The organism is Glycocaulis sp., from assembly GCF_050485565.1.
GTDB lineage: Bacteria > Pseudomonadota > Alphaproteobacteria > Caulobacterales > Maricaulaceae > Glycocaulis.
The window spans coordinates 23762-43111 of record NZ_JBJHBQ010000011.1; the positions used below are offsets into that span (position 1 = coordinate 23762).

18 protein-coding genes are annotated in these 19350 nt (G+C 63.5%); 2 read left to right on the forward strand and 16 right to left on the reverse strand.

Translation table 11 applies throughout. From position 1 onward, the window contains the following. The first annotated feature begins 57 nt into the window (after positions 1-57). Complete coding sequence (gene hppD / locus ACQ5ID_RS12095) at positions 58-1128, forward strand: 4-hydroxyphenylpyruvate dioxygenase (protein WP_429912697.1); 1071 nt, start codon at positions 58-60, stop codon at positions 1126-1128. A 6-nt stretch (positions 1129-1134) separates the two neighbouring features. Then, entirely contained in the window at positions 1135-1617 is a 483-nt protein-coding gene (locus ACQ5ID_RS12100) for a MarR family winged helix-turn-helix transcriptional regulator (protein WP_429912698.1), read from the forward strand. 12 nt (positions 1618-1629) lie between these two features. Here the strand turns inward: ACQ5ID_RS12100 and ACQ5ID_RS12105 are convergent, their stop codons facing one another. The 16 genes from ACQ5ID_RS12105 to ACQ5ID_RS12180 all read right to left on the reverse strand — a co-directional run bounded on the left by ACQ5ID_RS12105 (position 1630) and on the right by ACQ5ID_RS12180 (position 19332). Next, positions 1630-3372, reverse strand: coding sequence for a cation:proton antiporter (locus ACQ5ID_RS12105; protein WP_429912699.1), 1743 nt, complete (start codon positions 3370-3372; stop codon positions 1630-1632). A gap of 91 nt (positions 3373-3463) precedes the next feature. After that, complete coding sequence (locus ACQ5ID_RS12110; protein WP_429912700.1) at positions 3464-3970, reverse strand: CC0125/CC1285 family lipoprotein; 507 nt, start codon at positions 3968-3970, stop codon at positions 3464-3466. Positions 3971-4024: 54 nt separating this feature from the next. Next, on the reverse strand, positions 4025-4507 hold the full coding sequence (locus ACQ5ID_RS12115) for a hypothetical protein (protein WP_429912701.1): 483 nt from the start codon (positions 4505-4507) through the stop codon (positions 4025-4027). Positions 4508-4539: 32 nt separating this feature from the next. Then, on the reverse strand, positions 4540-5013 hold the full coding sequence (locus ACQ5ID_RS12120; protein ID WP_429912747.1) for a hypothetical protein: 474 nt from the start codon (positions 5011-5013) through the stop codon (positions 4540-4542). A 69-nt stretch (positions 5014-5082) separates the two neighbouring features. Then, positions 5083-5307 (reverse strand): ribbon-helix-helix domain-containing protein, encoded by a 225-nt coding sequence (locus ACQ5ID_RS12125; protein WP_371394064.1) that lies wholly within the window; start codon positions 5305-5307, stop codon positions 5083-5085. Next, positions 5304-5657 (reverse strand): DMT family protein, encoded by a 354-nt coding sequence (locus ACQ5ID_RS12130; RefSeq protein ID WP_429912702.1) that lies wholly within the window; start codon positions 5655-5657, stop codon positions 5304-5306. The genes ACQ5ID_RS12125 and ACQ5ID_RS12130 overlap by 4 nt, the downstream gene beginning before the upstream one ends. A gap of 290 nt (positions 5658-5947) precedes the next feature. Beyond that, positions 5948-6856: a LysR family transcriptional regulator gene (locus tag ACQ5ID_RS12135; protein ID WP_429912703.1), complete on the reverse strand. Its 909-nt coding sequence runs from the start codon at positions 6854-6856 to the stop codon at positions 5948-5950. Between the two features lie 33 nt (positions 6857-6889). Continuing rightward, complete coding sequence (locus ACQ5ID_RS12140) at positions 6890-8149, reverse strand: ABC transporter permease (RefSeq protein ID WP_429912704.1); 1260 nt, start codon at positions 8147-8149, stop codon at positions 6890-6892. Next, a complete protein-coding gene (locus ACQ5ID_RS12145) occupies positions 8146-8853 on the reverse strand; it encodes an ATP-binding cassette domain-containing protein (RefSeq protein ID WP_429912705.1) in 708 nt (235 codons plus the stop codon). The genes ACQ5ID_RS12140 and ACQ5ID_RS12145 overlap by 4 nt, the downstream gene beginning before the upstream one ends. Then, positions 8850-9839, reverse strand: coding sequence for a thioredoxin-disulfide reductase (gene trxB / locus ACQ5ID_RS12150; protein ID WP_429912706.1), 990 nt, complete (start codon positions 9837-9839; stop codon positions 8850-8852). Before trxB ends, ACQ5ID_RS12145 begins: the two co-directional genes overlap by 4 nt. Before the next feature lie 49 nt (positions 9840-9888). Then, positions 9889-10389, reverse strand: coding sequence for a hypothetical protein (locus tag ACQ5ID_RS12155; protein ID WP_429912707.1), 501 nt, complete (start codon positions 10387-10389; stop codon positions 9889-9891). A 38-nt stretch (positions 10390-10427) separates the two neighbouring features. Then, positions 10428-11363, reverse strand: coding sequence for a mitochondrial fission ELM1 family protein (locus ACQ5ID_RS12160; RefSeq protein WP_429912708.1), 936 nt, complete (start codon positions 11361-11363; stop codon positions 10428-10430). Between the two features lie 126 nt (positions 11364-11489). Further along, the gene (greA, locus tag ACQ5ID_RS12165; protein ID WP_371394077.1) at positions 11490-11963 is read right to left on the reverse strand and encodes a transcription elongation factor GreA; all 474 of its coding nucleotides are present in this window, start codon (positions 11961-11963) and stop codon (positions 11490-11492) included. 88 nt (positions 11964-12051) lie between these two features. Continuing rightward, a complete protein-coding gene (gene carB / locus ACQ5ID_RS12170) occupies positions 12052-15294 on the reverse strand; it encodes a carbamoyl-phosphate synthase large subunit (protein WP_429912709.1) in 3243 nt (1080 codons plus the stop codon). 135 nt (positions 15295-15429) lie between these two features. Beyond that, on the reverse strand, positions 15430-17016 hold the full coding sequence (locus ACQ5ID_RS12175; RefSeq protein ID WP_429912710.1) for a peptide ABC transporter substrate-binding protein: 1587 nt from the start codon (positions 17014-17016) through the stop codon (positions 15430-15432). 39 nt (positions 17017-17055) lie between these two features. Continuing rightward, on the reverse strand, positions 17056-19332 hold the full coding sequence (locus ACQ5ID_RS12180; protein ID WP_429912711.1) for a S8 family peptidase: 2277 nt from the start codon (positions 19330-19332) through the stop codon (positions 17056-17058). Positions 19333-19350 lie beyond the last annotated feature (18 nt).

A 19350-nucleotide genomic window follows, 5' to 3' on the forward strand; every position in this document is an offset into this window, starting at 1 on the left:
CTGAGTGTTCTGCCCCGGTTCCGGCCCATCCCCTTTTGCTGTGAAGGAGCCTTCGCCATGGCTGATCTGTTCGAGAACCCGCTGGGTACCGATGGTTTCGAGTTTGTCGAGTACACCAGCCCGGAGCCGGAAAAGCTCGACCAGCTGTTCACCCTGCTCGGCTTCACCGCTGTCGCCAAACACAAGACGCGCGACATTGTCCGTTACAAGCAGGGCGATATCACGTTTCTGGTAAACCGCGAGAAGACCGGCCAGGCGGCTGATTTCCGCGCCGAGCACGGCCCGTCTGCCAACGCCATGGCTTTCCGCGTGCGCGATGCGAAAAAGGCTTATGAGGATGCGATTGCGCGCGGGGCGGAAGCCTATGGCACGCCGCTCTGGGGGGACGACCAGAATCTGCCGGCGCTGAAAGGCATTGGCGGCTCGGTGCTCTATCTCGTCGACCGGTATGGCGACACCAATATCTATGATGAGAGCTTTGAACCGATCCCCGGCGCCGAAGACAAGGGCGGGGCGGGGCTGGAAGTGCTCGACCATCTGACCCACAACGTCTTCATGGGCCGGATGAACCATTGGGCCAGTTTCTACGAGAATGTCTTCAACTTCCGCGAAATCCGCTATTTCGACATCAAGGGTGCCCATACGGGCCTGCTCTCGCGTGCCATGACCGGCCCGTGCGGCAAGCTGCGCATCCCCTTGAATGAAAGCTCTGACGACAAGTCCCAGATCGCGGAGTATCTGCGCGAGTATAATGGCGAGGGCATCCAGCACATCGCGCTGACGACGAGCGATATCTACACCACGATCGAGAAGCTGCGCGCCGCTGGCGTGGAGTTCCAGTCCACCCCGCCGACCTATTACGAGCTGGTTGATGAGCGCGTGCCGGGCCACGGGGAAGACCTTGAGCGTCTGAAAAAGAACTCCATACTGGTCGATGGTGACCCGGAGAGCGGGCAGGGCCTGCTTCTGCAGATATTCACCACGACCAATATCGGACCGATCTTCTTCGAGATCATCCAGCGCAAGGGCAATGAGGGCTTTGGTGAAGGTAATTTCAAGGCGCTGTTTGAATCGATCGAACTCGATCAGATCCGCCGCGGCGTGCTCAAGCCCGACGCCGCCGAGTAAGCGGTCATGACGGGGCGGGTGGACCGGGCGGACCTGCCGCCCGCCCTTACTCTTTCAGACTATCTGCCCTACCGGCTCTCGGTCGTTTCCAACAAGGCGTCCGGGCTGATCGCGCGCGCCTATCAGGCCCGCTTCGGCCTGACCATCTGGGAATGGCGGGTGATCGCGGTGCTGGGTTCTGGTGAAGCCATCACCGCGCAGGCCATCTGTGAAGCGACCGCCATGGACAAGGTGACGGTCAGCCGGGCCTTGCGCGCGCTGGCCGAGCGCTCCCTTGTGGTCCGGCGCACCAGTCCGACCGACAAGCGTGCATCTCTGGTATCGCTCACCGGTGATGGCCGTGCGATCTACGAGGAAATTGCCCCGCTGGCGCTGGAATGGGAACGCTCACTGCTGGCCGGTTTCAGTTCCGAAGAGGCAGACCAACTCTCCCGCCTGCTGGAACGGCTGGAGGCCCAGGCCGATGTGCTGGGCAGGGGTGAGCTTTAGGCTCACCGGCCCCTAGATCCCCTTCGTTTCCTCGATCAGCTTCTGATCGTCGCTGTCTTCGGGCGTTTCGATGCGTTGCGGCTCGGGCGCATCGCTGATGAGCAGCTCCACCGCCTGATCAGCGGCGTCCTGGAAGGGGAAGAGGATAAGGTCTGCACCGGCTTCTTTCAGCCGTTCCAGCGCCGCACCGCGCTGGCTGGTCACCGCTATCTTGCCTTCATATCCATGCTTGCGCAGGGTTGAGATCATCGGGATGCGGGTGTCCTCATGGGTGACGCCGGTTTCATGGTCGGATGTCGTGGAGATGATCCAGCGCACGCGATTGAGCGGCAGATGGGTGAGAAACTCCTGATCGGTCAGATCGCCATAGACGGCGTCCAGTCCGCGCTCACGCCATAGCCGCACCGCAGAGGGGTTGAAGTCAACGCCCAGCGTCGAGACGCCCCGGTTTAGAAGGCGCTGCGCGATGGCCCCGCCATAGCGGCCCAGCCCGAACAGGATCACGTCGTGATGCTTGCTGGCATCCTCTGCGCCATCCTCGGTTTCGGCATGGTTGATATTGCGCCGCTCGAACGGGGAGAGCAGGGGTTCAACCAGCGGATAGAGCCGGTGGGAATAAGTGATCATGTAGGTTGAGGCGGCAATCGTGATCAGCCCGACCAGCGTGACCAGTCCCAGCGCCTCGTTGCTGACATGGCCGATGGCGAGGCCCATCGCCATGAAGATGAGCGAGAACTCGCTGATCTGCGCCACGGTGAGGCCGGCCAGGAAGCCGGTCCGCTTACGATAACCCATCACCCCCATGATGATCACCACAATCAGCGGATTGCCGATCAGCACAAAGAGTGAGAACACGGCCGCCGCCGGGATGTTCTCGCCCAGCAGCGACAGATCGAGCCGCGATCCGAGCCCGATGAAGAAGAAGAGCAGCAGGAAGTCCCGCAAAGGGGCGAGGCGTGCCGAAATAGCCTCCCGGTAGGGCGTTGACGCGAGCGCGACGCCCGCCAAGAGCCCGCCTAGCTCCTTGCCGAGGCCGAATATATCCCCCAGCGCGGCAAACATCGCTGCGAGCGCAATGCCGAAGGAAATCAGCAATTCCGGCGAGCGCGCCAGAATGGTGGTCAGCGGGTTGGCGATATAGCGGATGAAGAGAATAACGGCAGCCACCATGGCGATGCCCGCGACCAGCACAATCAGAAGGTCGCTGACGCCGCTATCTTCGGCTCCGCCAATGCCGATCGCGGAGAGAACGATCATCGCCAGCACCACCACGAGGTCCTGCACGATCAGGAAGCCCAGCGCGATGCGGCCATGCAAAGAGTCGATCTCGCGCTTGTCTGACAGGAGTTTCACGATGATGATCGTGGAGGAGAAGGTCAGCGCGACCGCGATGTAGATGCTGGTGATAGGGTCAAAACCCAGCGCCAGCGCGATGAAAAAGCCGATGATCGAGGTGAAGGCGACCTGACCCAGCCCCGTCGCCAGCGATACCAGCCCCAGGGACCGGATCAGCTTCACATCCAGCTTGATGCCCACAAGGAAGAGCAGGAGCGCGATGCCGAGCTGGGAGAGCAGGTCGATATGCTCGCTGGAGTGGACGATGTCGAGCCCGGCCGGGCCTACCGCGATGCCCACGATGATAAAGCTGACGATCAGGGGCTGGCGCAGCACATGGCCGAGAAGGCCAAGCGCCGCCGCGATTACCAGCAACAGCGCAATCTCGTAGAACACAGACTGGGTGATCAACTCTGCCACGTGCCCGCCCTTCCGTTCGCCGGTCCGTCACGGATCGCGCGCGATCACAGTGTCATGGTCTGTGCGTAGCTCCAAGGGAAACCGGTCAGGGCTACCCCACGGCCGCGATCAGCGAGCGGGCGTCATAGGTGTTGGCGTATTCGTCTGCCGGGCCGGAGCGGGCAATGATCTCGATGCTGACAATGGTGCGCCGCTCCTGACCGGGGCTGAGGCTGACGCCAAGGCCCACGCCAGAGGCGCGATAGCCGCCTGATCCGATCGTCGTGCCCGCTGATCCGCCGACGCGGACAGGACTGGAGCCGCTGCCGCGCGTTTCCACATGGCGGTCAACCAGCTGGAACCAGTCATAGCCGTTTTCGAGGGTCAGCTCGGCGGCGCGGCGCAAGGCCAGGCGTTCGGCGTAGGCCGCTGTCGCGTCCGGGCCAGCGGTAAAGGTCACGCGCCAGCGATTATCGGTGATCCTGAGCGAGTCAAAGCCAACTGCCTGTCCTGCCGACCCGGTAGCAGGTCCATAGGTGGTCTGGGTGGGGGCGCAGGCGGCGAGCATGCCGAGGCTTGTCGCGACAAGCGCGGTAATCAGGAAGGGGCGTCGGGTCATGGGCGTCCTCGTGGCGTTTGTCCCTCAACTGAGAGCATAGCGGCTTATTGAAGTTTACGCTTCCCCGGGCGAAACGGTTTCATCCGGAGCCATTTCATACCCCAGGTTTCCGATTGCCCAGCCAGCGAGAAACCCTGCTGCGAAACCACAGGGCAGGGTGGCCAGCACGATCAGCGCGCCTTCATCGATATATTGCTCACCGCCCAGACGGCCTGAGAGGAAGAACAGAAAGGCGAAAACCATCCCCGTGACGCCGATAGCCACGCCCATCTGCGCAGGTGACCGCCACTTCATGAAATGCGCGATGAGCCAGCCGGCCAGTATCACCGGGGCGCCGAGCGCGTAGGTGACGATCACGCCCACAAATACGGCCGCAATGCCGCCCACAATGATGACGGTCGCGACATCCTGGGCAGGATTGTCCGGCATGAGCTGAAGCGACAGGGCCAGCCAGACCAGCGCCCCACCTACGGTGCCGGCGATTGCGGGCGCGAGCAGGAGGGCAAAAATGAGCGGGGTTGTACGAGCCTTGCGCATATCATGCTCCAAACACGGATTGAGTGTGGACCCTAACGCCCGGCCCGTTCCAGGCTGGTGAAGACCAGCCCGCCAATGGCACCGGCCGCCGCACCGATCAGCGGCAGGGCGAGGCTGAACAGGCTGTCTGCCAACGGGAGTTCGCCGAGCGGTACGCCGCCGGTCAGCCCAAGTTCCAGATCCGCTCCGTGAACGCGATAGAGATAGGTCAGCATGCCCGCCAGCCCTGCAGCCGCGCCCGTCAGAAGGGCGGTAAAACCACCCCAGAGACGCAAACTTCTCAGGATCAGCCATAGAGGCCCAAACAGCGCAAAGGCTACCGGGTAGGCAAACATCAGGGCTGAAATCCATACGCTTACCGCCATGGAGGCATAGTCGGCCAATGGCACGTCAGCCGCCGCAGGGTCGGTGATGTAGAGATGCGCGATCAGACCCAGCACGGCCAGAGCGGCCGCGAAGGCGGGCGCGATCACGAAAGCGGCCAGCGCTCCGCCCGGCCCTCTCATGTCAGCATGCCTTCATTGCTAGGGTGTTTCATGTCGTTCCCCCCTCAAAAGCCCCGACCCAGATGCTACTCAAGCGCGTGACTGGACGTGGCGCAAGACCCAGACCCGGCAGGCACTGGCCAGCCCGCCTTCATCGCCGGACGTGACGCGCGCCTCATCGATCTGTGCAATCAGGCTTGCCAGCGAACGCGCCTGCTCCTCGCAGGCGGCGTCCAATACCGCCCAGAATTCCGCTTCCAGCGCCAGGCTGGTGCGGTGTCCGGCAAGGGACAGGGATCGCTTTATCTGGCTCATCGTTTGAAGAAGATCACCGCTGCGCCCGCCGCAATCAAGGCAAACCCGATCAGATGGCGGATTGTGACGGGTTCTTTCAGGTAGATGGCGGCAAAGGCGACAAACACGGTCAGCGTGATGACCTCCTGCATGGTTTTCAGCTCGGCAGCCGAATAGACATTATGTCCGATCCGGTTGGCAGGCACCGCCATGGTGTATTCCACAAAGGCGATCAGCCAGCTGAAGAAGATGACCATCAGGATGGGTGCGGTCTTGAAACGCAAATGCCCGTACCAGGCCAGCGTCATGAAGATATTGGAGCCGATCAGCAGGATGACTGGAAGGATGTGTGGCCAGGAGATGGTTGGCATGGCAGGACCGGGGCAAGGGCGGCAAAGAATGCTATTGCGCAGCAAGCGGCGCACCTGTCCATAGGCAAAAAAAGAGCCGGAAGGCGCAAGGCGCTCTTTCCGGCTCAGTCTTGCATGCCGTTCGGGGAGGAGACGGTATGCGAACAAGAAACGGGGAAACCGTTCGCGTCTGATATGACGTCAACGCCTGCCCGCTTCAAGGCGTTCCAACGAATATCAGCTATGCAAAAATGCAGCGTTACGAGTTTGCGAAGAATATGTGACGCAAGGCCGGGAGCGGAAAGCCGAAATTATTCAGCGGCCTCTGCTTTCCACGCCTTGGCCGCATCCACCAGGAACTCGCGGAATGCGGCAACTCGCCGCGATCCCTTAAGCTCGTCGGGGAAAACGACATACACATCGAATGTGGGGCCGTCCGTGTCGGGCAATACCCGGACCAGGCCGGGGTTTTCCAGCGCGACATAATCGGGCAGGCCGCAAATGCCGAACCCGGCCTCGGTGGCCCGCATCATCGCCTTGATGGTGTTGGCTTCGATGATCGCCTCGCGTGGTTGCGCGCCCGGCTCATGGCCGATGGTCAGCTGCCAGTTGAGATTGGGGATCGGGGCGAGCTTTTTGGGCCCGTAGGCGATGAACTGGTGGCCCTTGTCGAGATCGGCGAGCGTCTTCGGTGTGCCGTGTTTCTCGAGATACTCAGGCGCCGCATAGAGGTGTTGCTCCACCTGCATCAGGCGGCGCTGTACCAGCTCGTTCTGGGTGGATGGCCATGGGCGGATGGCGATATCGGCCTCCAGCCCTGCCAGATCCAGCTCATGGTCGGCCAGCAGCAGCTTGAGCTGGATCTTCGGGTAGAGTGTCTGAAACTGTTTCAGGCGGGGGATCAGCCAGATCGAACCCAGCGCGGTCGGCGCAGTGATGCGCAAGGCCCCTGTCGGCTTGTCGCGGCTGTCCTGCACGCGCGCTTCGGCCACGGCCACGCGGTTTGAAATCTCGCCCGCTGCTTCAAACAGGAGCCGCCCCGGCTCGGTCAGCAAAAGCCCGCGCGCATGGCGGTGAAACAGCTTGATATCAAGCTCGGCCTCAAGCGCGGATATCTGCCGGCTGACCGCTGACTGCGACAGGCCAAGCGTATCGGCTGCACCAGTGAGCGAGCCCGCATCGGCGGCGGCGTGAAAGGTTTTGAGCTTGTCCCAATCCATGGCGCGCGACGTTAGAGCGCTTCGCGCGCCCCGTCAGGTGCGAATTGTCATTCCGTCTGCCAATGAATTTCGGAAGGCGGCCCATGCGGGAATGAAGCCGAGTATCGCCGATGCGCCGGTGACCACGCCGATGAGTGCGAGGTCATAAAGGCCGGGCAGATTGCTGGTCAGGTGGATGCCGTATTGCATTTCCAGCACCGGTGCCGCGATGGCCAGCGCGCCATAGGTGAGACCGGTGCCGATGATCGCGCCAGCCAGAGCCAGCAGCGCGCTTTCGCTGACCAGCAGCACGAATATGTGCCTCGGCCTCGCGCCGAGAGCGCGCAATATCGCCATTTCCCGGCGGCGTTCATTCAGGCTGGTCAGGATGGCGGTGAGGATGCAGATCAGGCCCATCAGGACCACGAAGGCGGCCACAGCGGCCAGCGTGCGTTCAGCCACCCCCACAACGCCCCAGAGCTGGGAGAGGGCGACGCCCGGAATGATGGCCTGCAGGGGCTCCACCCGGTAGGTGTTGATCTGTCGTTGCAGGCGCAGCGCGGCGACCGGCGTCTCCAGTCCGACCAGAAACGCGGTAATCTGGTCAGGTGTAAGGTCCATGGCCCGCAGCTCGTCCATGGAGAGGCTCGTGCCTGCGCCCGTTGGCCCTTCCAGATGGATCGCCTCGATGGCTTCCAGGCTGACAAAGACAGAGCGGTCAACCGGCGTGCCGGTCGGTTCGAGAATACCGACGATGGTGAAGGGGTTATTGTCGTGCTCGACAAAGCTGACCCGGCCTGTGCCGTGGGCGACGATGATTTCCTCGTCCAGCGAATAGCCCAGCTCGCGCGCGACGCTGGCCCCTACCACCGTGTCGAACAGATCATCGAGCGGCCCGCCAGCGGCAAATTCCAGATGCCGCCGCCCGGCATAACGGTAATGCTCGAAATAGCGATTATCCGTCCCCACCACGCGGAAACCGGCATGGGAATCGCCCAGCGATATCGGCACCGTCCAGGCAACGCCCGGTGCATTGGCGACCTGCTCATAGGTTTCCCAGGTGATGTTGTTGGTTGCATCGCCGATATGGAAGATCGCGTAGAGCAGCAGGTTTACCGGGCTGGACCGCGCGCCGACGATCAGGTCCGTACCCGAAATCGTGTTCTCGAAGCTTGCGCGCGCGCCGTGGCGCACTTTCTCGACGCCCAGAAACAGCGTCATTGCGATGGCAACGGTGAGGATGGTCAGGAGCGCCGTGCCGCGCCGGTTGGCGATGGAGCGCCAGGCGAGGGAGAGGATGGGGAAGCGGGTCATGCGCGGACCCCCGCCGTGTTGAGCTCGGACAGATCGACCGCGCGGTCAAACTTCGAGGCCAGAGAGCCGTCATGGCTGACAAAGAGAAGCGCCGCGCCGCTGGCCGCGCATTCCTCAATCAGGAGCGACAGGAAGGCATCGCGTGCATCGGCATCGAGCGCCGAGGTCGGTTCATCGGCCAGCACCAGACCGGGGCGGCCAATGAGCGCGCGCGCTGCGGCCACGCGCTGCTGCTGGCCCACGGACAGCTCGGTAGGCGGGCTGGACCAGTATTGTTTCGGATCAAGCTGCAGGCGGGTCATCAGGCGGCGTGCTTCGGCCTCCGCTCCGCCTGCCGCTTCACACGCTTTGGCCCGCTGCGCAGAAAAGCGTGCAGGCAACATTACGTTCGCACCGGCCGGTAGGTAGGGCAGCAGGTTGAACATCTGGAAGATGACGCCCAGCCGCTCGGCGCGCAGCGCGTCACGCTTGCCGCCGGAGAGCTTTGACATCGGCTCGCCCAGCACCTCGATATCTCCGGCAGTGGGCGCCATGATGCCTGCAATCAGCCCCAGCAGGGTGGATTTGCCCGATCCGCTCGCGCCCTTGAGGAACACCTTCTCACCGGCGGCGACCTCGAAACGGTCCATGTCGAGCACGACTGGGGCTTTGCGCGCATAGGAGAAGCGCACGCCGGTCAGGGATATGGCAGGTGCTTCGCTCACGCGGCGTCGGACTTGGCGGCTTTGCTTTCGCTGGCGGCGTGGTGCTCCATCTCGGCCAGCCAGCGTTCAGCCTCCAGCGCGGCCATGCAGCCCATACCGGCGGCCGTGATCGCCTGACGGTATATGTCGTCGGTCACGTCGCCGGCAGCAAACACGCCGGGAACAGAGGTGAGGGTGGAACCGGGCTTCGTCACCAGATAGCCGCCATCCTTCATCTCAAGTTGGCCTTCAAACAGCGAGGTAGCAGGCGCGTGGCCGATGGCGATGAATACGCCGTCGGTAGGCAGTTTCGTTTCCTCGCCGGTTTTCAGGTTTTTCACCCGCACGCCGGTGACGCCGGGGACATCGCCTTCGGCGAGGATTTCCTCTACCGCGCTGTCCCAGACCACCTCGATCTTCTCGTTATCAAACAGGCGCGCCTGCGCGATTTTTTCGGCGCGCAGGGAGTCGCGGCGGTGGATGAGGGTCACCTTGCTGGCAAAGCGCGTGAGGAAGAGGGCTTCCTCAACGGCGGTATTGCCGCCGCCGACCACCACGACTTCCTTGCCGCGATAGAAGAAGCCGTCACACGTCGCACAGGCCGATACGCCAAAGCCCTGCAGGCTCTGCTCGCTTTCAAGGCCCAGCCATTTGGCGCTGGCGCCGGTGGCGATAATCACGCTGTCGGCGGTGTAGATCGTGCCGCCATCGCCCTTCATCGTGAAGGGGCGCTTGGAGAAATCAGCCTCCACGATGATGTCGGCGATGATCTCCGCGCCGACATTCTCGGCCTGCGCCTTCATCTGCTCCATCAGCCACGGGCCTTCGATGACGCTGGCAAAGCCGGGATAGTTTTCCACCTCGTGGGTGATGGTCAGCTGGCCGCCCGGCTGCAGCCCGGCGATGACGATCGGCGAGAGCATGGCGCGCGCGGCATAGATGGCGGCGGTGTAGCCGGCCGAACCCGAACCGATAATGACGACTTTGGAATGGCGGGTTTCGGTCATGGCAGGCTGATGTCCTCTGGCGGTCGTGTTGGGTGCGGCTGATAAGAGCTTATTGTGCGGATTCGGCTTCTGGCGTCTCGCCCAGCAGGCGGTTCAGCCAGCCTTCGTTCCATTCCCGGCCCGGATAGGCTTCATCAAGCTCTTCACGGGTGATTTCGCCTGAACGGATGCGGGCGGCGGCGTGAATGTGGGAAGCGCGCACAGCACCTGCGCACATTACAACGACAGGGCCGTCTGTCTGGGTCAGGATATGGGCCACGGTATCGGTGGCTTCCGGGCCGGTGGAAAACCAGACCGGCACATGGGCATAGATCATGCCGTTTTCCATGACGCTATCTGCGAAGTCGAAACCGAGCGCTTCCATTTCCGCTTCGGTCAGCAGATTGATGACGGTGGTCTGGCCGTCACTGGCCCAGGACCGGGCAGAGCTGGCGTCGGGCCGCGCTTCAAAGCGCACATCGTCACCCATCGGGGTCATCTGCGGCTGGGCGGCAAGGGCTGGCGCGCTGGCAAGGCCGATCAGCGTTGCGGCGATGGCGGAGCGGAGCATTTGGGGTCTCCTTCAGACGCGTGGACATTATCCAGCGTTCAGATGTCGCCTTTGCGGGCCATGATTTCAAGGACGCGGTGCGCCGCCCTCTCGGTTTCGTGAAGAGGCGGGTAGGTCCAGCTGTCCAGCTGGCCAAGGTAGGGGCGCACCGCGCCGTGCGCCTCCAGCGCGCTGTAGAGCCGGGCGAACTTGCCGGGCTTTCCCTCCAGCATCAGCCGGTAGACGGGCGTGCCGGTCGCCGCAGCCTCGGTGAGCATGTTGGTGGAGTCCTCGGTGACGAAAATCCAGTCCGCACCGCCCAGAAAGGCAAAATACGGGTTGGGTCCGTCTCCGGTGTGCAGCCACACGCCATCATCATCGCCAAACGCCTCTTCAAGAGCGGTCACGAAGCTATCGGGCGTGCGGCGCGAGGTTGTGACCATCAGGCCGACACCCTCACCGCGCAGGTGTCTGAGCCGGTCCAGCAGCGTCCCGGCAATCGCGGGCGTGAAACGGTGATGCCTTGAATCGCCGCCAATCAGCACCGCCGCGCGGGGGGCGGGCAGGGCGGCGATCTGTCCGGCAAAGGCCCGCTCTGCCTCGTCCAGCCGTTCGCGCGTTATCCGGTTGGGCGAACCTGTGATCTCAAACACATTGCCGCCGCGCATCCGGTCGTGTTCTGGCGGGATGATGAGGTCAAAGCGGTGCCGGGCCATTTTCGGGTCCTGCACATAGACAAAGACCGCGTCTGGAAAGGCTTTGCGATGCTCGCCTGCCGCGCGGACTGCCGCCATGCCGCATCCGATCCACAAATCTGGCGCGATGGGGCCGGGGTCGGGCAGATCGCCTGTGCGCGGCACCTGAACGGGCAGGATGCGCATGGGTGTCAGCTGGGCGATGGCTTCGGCGAGGCCCAGCGCCTGATTTTCCATGCCGCGCCTGCCGTCGGTGACGACGAAACAGGCGCGTTCAGCTGTGGCAGGGCTGGAATCCATGTGCGCCAGTTAGCCCTTCATGTGGCCGGAAGCCAAGGGGGCGGCCCTCGGCGGGGCAAAAACGTGAGAAGCCGGCAGAACACTCCGCCGGCTTCCATCATTGCTGGAGAGTGGCCGGCAGAAAGCCTATTTCCACTCGACTTTCAGGATCTCGTAGGTCTTCAGCCCGCCGGGCGCGTTGACCTCGACGACATCGCCGGTTTCCTTGTTGATAAGGGAGCGCGCGATGGGCGAGGACACGGAAATCTTGCCCGATTTCACGTCGGCCTCGTCGTCGCCGACGATCTTGTAGGTGGCTTCCGCCTCGGTATCCTCGTCGATCAGAGTCACGGTGGCGCCGAATTTCACCTGGTCGCCGGACATGCGCGACACGTCAATAATCTGCGCGCGCGCCAGCTTGTCTTCCAGCTCGACAACGCGGCCCTCAATCCAGCTCTGGCGTTCCTTGGCCGCGTGATATTCCGCGTTCTCTGACAGATCGCCATGGTCGCGCGCTTCGGAGATCGCCTGGATCACCGCCGGGCGTTCAACCGATTTAAGATGCTTCAATTCATCGTCGAGGGCCCGGTGACCCTCGGCGGTCATAGGGATTTTTTGCATAGGGAAGGACTCGTTTCTTTTTACGCCTGCGAGCGTAAGACCCAAATGATCCCGCTATCAAGCGCTGTTTGCGTTCTCCTCGAACGCACTAGTAACGATAGGATTGCAAGGCGCGCGGTTCAAGCTCCCCTGCATCAATGGTCGCAATCGCCTTTACGGCGGCGCGGCTGGCCGATGCAGTGGTGTAGCACGGGATTTTCAGCTCCAGCGCGGTGCGCCGGATCGAGTAGCTGTCAATCTGGCTCTGGCGGCCTTCGGTCGTGTTGAAGATCAGCTGGACTTCGCCATTCTTGATCGCGTCCACGATGTGCGGACGGCCCTCAAACACCTTGTTGATGCGGGTGACCGGCACACCGGCCTCTTCCAGCGTCTTGGCCGTACCGCCCGTGGCCAGCAGCGAGAAGCCCAGCTGCGTCAGCTGACGGCAGGGTTCGATCATCTGCGCCTTGTCGGATTCTTTCAGTGAGACAAAAACGGTGCCTGAGCGCGGCAGGCGCACGCCTGCGCCGAGCTGGGCCTTGGCAAACGCGGCCTCAAAGCGCATGTCGATGCCCATCACCTCGCCGGTGGAGCGCATTTCCGGGCCTAGCACCGGGTCGACGCCGGGGAAGCGCGCAAACGGCATCACCGCTTCTTTCACGGCGACGTGCTCGGGCGTGTCATTCCAGACCTTGAAGCTGGAGAGCTTTTCGCCCGCCATCACCTTGGCGGCAATGCCCGCTACGGGCGTGCCGATGGCTTTTGCGACGAAGGGTACGGTGCGGCTGGCGCGCGGATTGACCTCCAGTACGAAGATCTCGCCGTCCTTGACCGCGTACTGCACGTTCATCAGGCCCTTCACGCCAATCGCCCTGGCCAGCGCCACGGTTTCGGCGCGCAGCTCGGCAATGGTTTCGGCCGGTAATGAGTGGGGCGGGATGGAGCAGGCGCTGTCGCCGGAGTGCACACCGGCTTCCTCGATATGCTCCATGACGCCGGCAATACGCACCTCCTCGCCATCGCAGACCGCATCGACATCCACTTCGGAGGCGTCGGTGAGGTAGCGGTCGAGCAGGAGGGGGCTGTCGCCGGAGACGTGAACCGCAGCGCGGATATAGCGCTCAAGGCTTTCCTGATCGCGCACGATCTCCATCGCCCGCCCGCCAAGCACGAAGGAGGGGCGCAGCACCAGCGGGAAGCCGAGCGTCTTGGCGCTTTCCAGCGCCTCTTCCTCGGAGCGCACGATGGCATTGGGCGGCTGGCGCAGGCCGAGCTTGTCCAACAGCGCCTTGAAGCGTTCGCGGTCTTCGGCCAGATCGATCGCGTCCGGGCTGGTGCCCAGGATCGGAATACCGGCCTTTTCCAGCGCGCTCGCGAGCTTTAGCGGCGTCTGCCCGCCATACTGCACGACGACGCCCAGCAATGTGCCATTGGCTTGCTCGGCCGCGATCAGTTCCAGCACGTCTTCATCGCTCAGCGGCTCGAAATAGAGGCGGTCGGCGGTGTCATAGTCGGTGGAGACGGTTTCGGGATTGCAGTTCACCATGATGGACTCAATGCCCATATCGGCGAAGGCAAAAGCCGCATGACAGCAGCAATAGTCAAACTCGATGCCCTGACCGATCCGGTTCGGGCCGCCGCCAAGGATGATTGCCTTTTTCGCGCCTGTGGGCCGGCTCTCGCAATTGCCGGTCTCGTAGGTGGAATACATGTAGGCGGTCGGCGTAGCGAACTCGGCTGCACACGTATCTACGCGCTTATAGACCGGGCGCACGTTCAATGCCCGGCGCGCCTCGCGCACCTTGGCCTCGGTGGATTTCGTCAGTTGGGCAAGGCGCTGGTCTGAAAAGCCCATCGCCTTCAGGCGGCGAAAGCCCTTCGCGTCGCCGGGCAGGCCCAGCGTGGCGATGTCTTCCTCTGCGTGGATGATTTCCTCGATCTGGCGCAGGAACCAGGGCTCATAGGCGCAGGCCGCATAGATATCGTCGACGCTCAGGCCCTCGCGCAAGGCTTGCGCAATCACGCGCAAGCGGTCAGGCGTCGGGCGGGAGAGCGCGGCCAGCACCGCCTGCCGGCGCCCTTCCGGTCCGTCGGCAGACTCAAAGCCCTCAATCTCGACCTCATCAAAGCCGCAAAGCCCGGTTTCCAGGCTGCGCAGCGCCTTTTGCATGCTCTCCTGGAAGGTGCGGCCAATGGCCATCGCCTCGCCCACCGATTTCATGGAGGTGGAGAGCAGGTTCTGTGCGCCGGGATATTTCTCGAACGCAAAGCGCGGAATTTTCGTGACGACATAGTCAATCGACGGCTCAAAGCTTGCAGGCGTCGCCCCGCCGGTAATGTCGTTATCGATCTCGTCGAGCGTGTAACCGACAGCCAGCTTCGCCGCGACGCGCGCAATGGGAAAGCCGGTGGCTTTCGATGCCAGCGCAGAGGAGCGTGACACGCGCGGGTTCATTTCGATGACGACCATGCGGCCGTCCTTGGGGTTGACCGCGAACTGCACGTTCGAGCCGCCTGTCTCCACGCCGATCTCGCGCAGGACCGCAATCGAGGCGGAGCGCATGCGCTGATATTCCTTGTCGGTCAGCGTCAGGGCCGGGGCGACGGTGATGGAATCGCCGGTATGCACGCCCATCGGATCGATATTCTCGATGGAGCAGATGATGATGCAATTGTCCGCGCGGTCGCGCACCACCTCCATCTCGAACTCTTTCCAGCCGAGCACGCTTTCTTCCACCAGCACCTCGTCGACCGGGGAGGCGGCAAGGCCGGATGACACGATCTCGCGGTATTCCTCGACATTGTAGGCGATGCCGCCGCCGGTACCGCCCATGGTGAAGGAGGGGCGGATGACGGCTGGCAGGCCCAGCTCGTCCAGCACGGCTTCGGCCTCGGCCAGCGAATGCACGGCGCGCGATTTCGGGCTTTCAAGCCCGATAGCGTCCATCGCATCGCGGAAGCGCTGGCGGTTCTCGGCCTTGTCGATGACGTCGGCCTTGGCGCCGATCATCTCCACGCCGAACAGTTCTAGCACGCCGCGCTTTTCCAGTTCCAGGGCGCAGTTGAGCGCGGTCTGCCCGCCCATGGTGGGGAGCAGCGCGTCGGGGCGCTCCTTCTCGATGATCTTGGCGACCATTTCAGGGGTGATCGGCTCGACATAGGTGGCGTCGGCCAGGCCCGGATCGGTCATGATCGTGGCCGGGTTGGAGTTCACCAGAATGACCCTATAGCCCTCTTCTTTCAGGGCCTTGACTGCTTGCACGCCCGAATAGTCGAACTCGCAGGCTTGCCCGATCACGATAGGGCCGGCACCGATGATGAGGATGGAGCTGATATCGGTGCGTCTGGGCATAGAGGTGTATCCCGTATGTTGCGCGCGTTGCCGCACTGCCGGGCTTGTGGGGCAAGTCCGGGCGCGGTTCGACTCTGATTACATGCTAGAAGCGGGTGTTAGCGCCAATTTGCTCCCATGGCGAGGGGGTAGGTGTCACCCAAGTGACAAATCCCGCCAGAGCTGGGGCTGGAGGTTCGCGTCGCGCCGGCGCACGCGGTCTGAAATCATCCAGAAGGCGCGCTCGTGCAGCAGCGGCACATTGCATTGTTCCTCCAGGAATACCGCCTCGGCCTCGCGGTGAACGGCGATGCGTTCAGAGCGTGAGACGCGCCCGCGTGCGTCTTCCATCAGCTGCGCAAAACGCGTCCGGCCCGGCCCGGACCAGCCGGTATCATCGGCAAATCCGCCGGGCGCGAACGGCTCCAGCATGAAGTCCGGCTCCGATTTCAGGCCCCGGTTGAAGTAGCCGAGAGTCATGTCGAACTCACTGCTGCCGACGGCCTGATTGATGTCGTGCGGGTAGGAGGAAAGGATCTCGATATCCAGCCCCGCGCCGCGCAGATCATCGGCTATCGCGATGGCAATACGCTCCCGGCTTCCCGATGACACCCGCAGGACCAGCCGCAGCGGATTGTCCGGCCCGTAACCGGCCTCTGCCAGCAGGGTGCGGGCCGCTTCCCTGTCCGGCCGCGGAGCGGTCTGGCCGTTCTCTTCGAGCGCCTGCGCGGTGATGACATGGATGGTGGGCGTGGCTTCGCCGCTGAAGAAGTTCTCGGCCAGAAACTGCCTGTCGACGGCCAGTGAAATGGCGCGGCGCACGCGCACATCGTTCAGGCCGGGGCGGCGGTGATTGAGTTTGAGATAGGTCAGGATGGGCGCGTCAAAGCCGTGCAGCCGGCTACCAATCTCGCGGCGCAGAAAGCCGATCTGTTCGGCCGGCGGCCGGTCGGCCAGGTCCAGATCGCCAGAGCGGAAAAGGCGCGCGCGTGTTGCTTCGTCTTCCACTACATCAACCCGGATATTCTCTATGGAAACACTGCGTTCGGCATGAAAACGCGGATTTCGGGCGAGCAGGTAAGTCAGGGCGCTGGCCTGGCGCAGAATATACGGCCCGGCGCTGACCCAGTTGAGTGGCCGCACCCACCGGTCGCCGTGTGCTTCGATAACGTGACGGGGCAGGGGGTAGAACTCGCGCATCAATACCGGGAAGGCCCCGACGGGCGCGTCCAACTCAAATATGACGGTACGCGGATTTGGCGCGGAGACCCCGATTTCGCTTGATGGCAGGCGTCCGGCCAGCGCAGCGCGTGCGCCCCGCACGGCAAAGAAATCGCCCAGATTGGCAAAGCCGGTGCGCGGATCGACAGCGCGCCGCGCGGTCCATACCACGTCGTCGGCGGTCAACGGCATGCCATCAGACCATTGCAGGCCCTCGGCAAGGCGGAAACGCCAGGTGCGGCCATCCTCAGAGCGCCAGCTCTGGGCAAGGCCTGGTGCCAGTCCGCCAGACGGGCTGTATTCGGTCAGCGGCGCATGAAGCTGCTTGTAGAGGAGGGCGGAGGCGGCGAACTGGCCTTTGAGCGGATCAAGGCTGTCGGGCTCGGTATCAATGGCGACGCGCAAGAGACCGCTATCGCTACCCCCGCGCGGAGAGCACGCGCCGAGTGCAAGCGTGCCTGCGCTGACCGCTCCGCCAAGAAGCGCGCGCCGGGACAGGGGCAGGAGGACTTGCTTGCTCATCGCCCTAGTTTTGCGGTGCTACGGACCGTCTGGCAATGCCTACCAGCGCGCGCGTACCGCCGCCCAGCCCAGCCCTTCGGAGGAAGCATTGGCGACATGGCCGGGCTGATCGGTAAGCCGGGCGGCCAACGTCATATCCACACGGTCGGTCAGATTGCGCCGCCATGAGGCTTCCAGCGAGATTTCCCGGCCAGAGGGAGACAGGGAGGCCAGGCGCTCCTCATAGATGTAGGCGTAGTCCTCATCCAGCGCGACGGGAACCATGACGCTTACCTCGCCCTGCTCCACCCGCAAAGGCTGGTTCAGGGTGAGGCCGAACAGTCCGCCTGCAACGGGGCGTTCGGCGCCGGCACTCCATGCGCTGGCCCGGATATCACGTGTCAGGGCGATGCCGGAGGGCAGGCTGGCCGAGGCGCTCGCCTGTTCGAACCGGGCAGAGGCGCGCCAGCCACCGCCAACAGGGCCGGACCACATCCAGCCGACGAATTGTGTATCCGTCTCGTCAGTGCCGCCAAACCGGCTCGCCAATGGCCCGCCAAGCGCCTGGAATGCCTCCTGCGAGGTGCCGGTCTCGAGCCCGAATGTATGGCCACGATGATGCAGGTGAGCACCCGCAGCCGAGAACGAACCCAGCTGCGAGCTGGCCGTGCGCGCTGAAAAGCCGAGCGTGCCGGTGTCGTAGCTGACTGACGACCATTGCTCGTTACCGGCCAGACCTGCGACAGCACCTGAAGCTGGCACGCGTGACAGGACCGATCCGCCTGCCATGCGTATCGGCGTTTCAGCGGAGAATCCCCGCCCCGCCGCAACCGATAGCCCGCCCTGACGGTAGCTAAAGGACAGGTCGGGCTGGCTGGCATAGGTTTCGGCGGGCAGATTGGCCAGGGCGTGAAGCCTGCCGGGCTGCATGCGCATGCTGATTGTGGCGGGGCCGACGCGGGTGGTGCTCACATGTGCCAGCGCATTGCCGGCAGCGGTTTCGAAGGCACCCAATGCCGTATCGCCTCGGCCGCGTGGCGGCGCGGTGTCGAAGCTGAAGGCGCGGCCGTAGCGGTCTTCCAGAAGCGCCCCGTCCAGCAGGCCGTCAGCCCATACCCAGTCTCCGGCTGCGCCGGCCGGATCTGCAAGTATGGTCCCGACCGGTACCGGCCCGGCTGCGGTGCCGGCGAATGCGACGCTGGTCGTGCCAACGGGCTGGAAGGCCGCTGCAAGGTCGACCAGACCCATGCCGTATTGTGCGTCAGGGCCGGGTGCGCCGAGGTCACGCGCCGTGTCGAGCAGTATCTGGAGCGCGTCATTGCCGGTGAGGTTGGGGAAGGCGTCTATCAGCAGGGCAAGCGCGCCCGCGACATGGGGCGCTGCAAATGATGTACCTGAATAGAGAACGTAGCGCGGATCGCCCTGACTATTGTTGAGGAAGGGGGTGAGGATGCGGCTGCCCGGAGCGGACAGAAACCGGGTTTCCACGCCCAGTGCACCGTTCGAGTAGTTGGCCCGGACAGCGTTTTCGTCTACCGCGCCAACCGCCACAGCAAATCCTTGCGCGCCCGGATGGGCCGCCAGGCTCGCCGGAAAGGAGGGGAAGCTGGTTGGCGGCGTGTTGGCGTCCTCGCGATTGCCCGATGACATGACCATGAACACGCCGGCTTCGGCCGCCCGGCGCATTGCGGCAAAGGTACGGCTCCGGTCATCATTGGGGTCCGGCGATCTGCCCAGCGAAAGATTGATGACGCGCGCGCCGTTCGACACCGCGTAATCAATGGCGTTGGCGGTGTTCCGGTCGCTGAATAGGCAGCCATCACCGCCATCGTTCTCGCAGCTTCCCACGCTGTCTGTGCGAATGGCCAGAATGGTGGCCTCAAACGCCACGCCATGGCCGCGAATATTGTTCCGGGCAGCGGCGATAACACCCGCCACGCCCGTTCCGTGGCCGTCAATGTCTTCTACGCCGCGATTGCTGACGATATCGCTGCTTGCCGCTGATATCCGTCCGGTGAATTCGGGGTGTGACTGATTGATGCCCGTGTCGACCACCGCGACGATCACACCGGTCCCGGTCGCGCCGTAGGCATAAGCGGTCGAGGCATTGATGAGGCCCAGACCGTATTGCCGGTTGTATTCGGCAGTCTCGAAATCACTGGGGTCGATACCAGAGGGGGGTGGAGGCGGCGGCGGCGGTGGTGGAGGGGGCGGCGGTGAAGACGGTAAAGGGGAGGGGGAGGGTGTGACGCTCGGGCTTCCGCCCCCGCCACAGCCCGTCAGGCCGATCGAGACCGCGGCGAAAACCGAGACAAGCAGAACGCTACGCCGGATCATTGCGATCCCTCCTGAAGC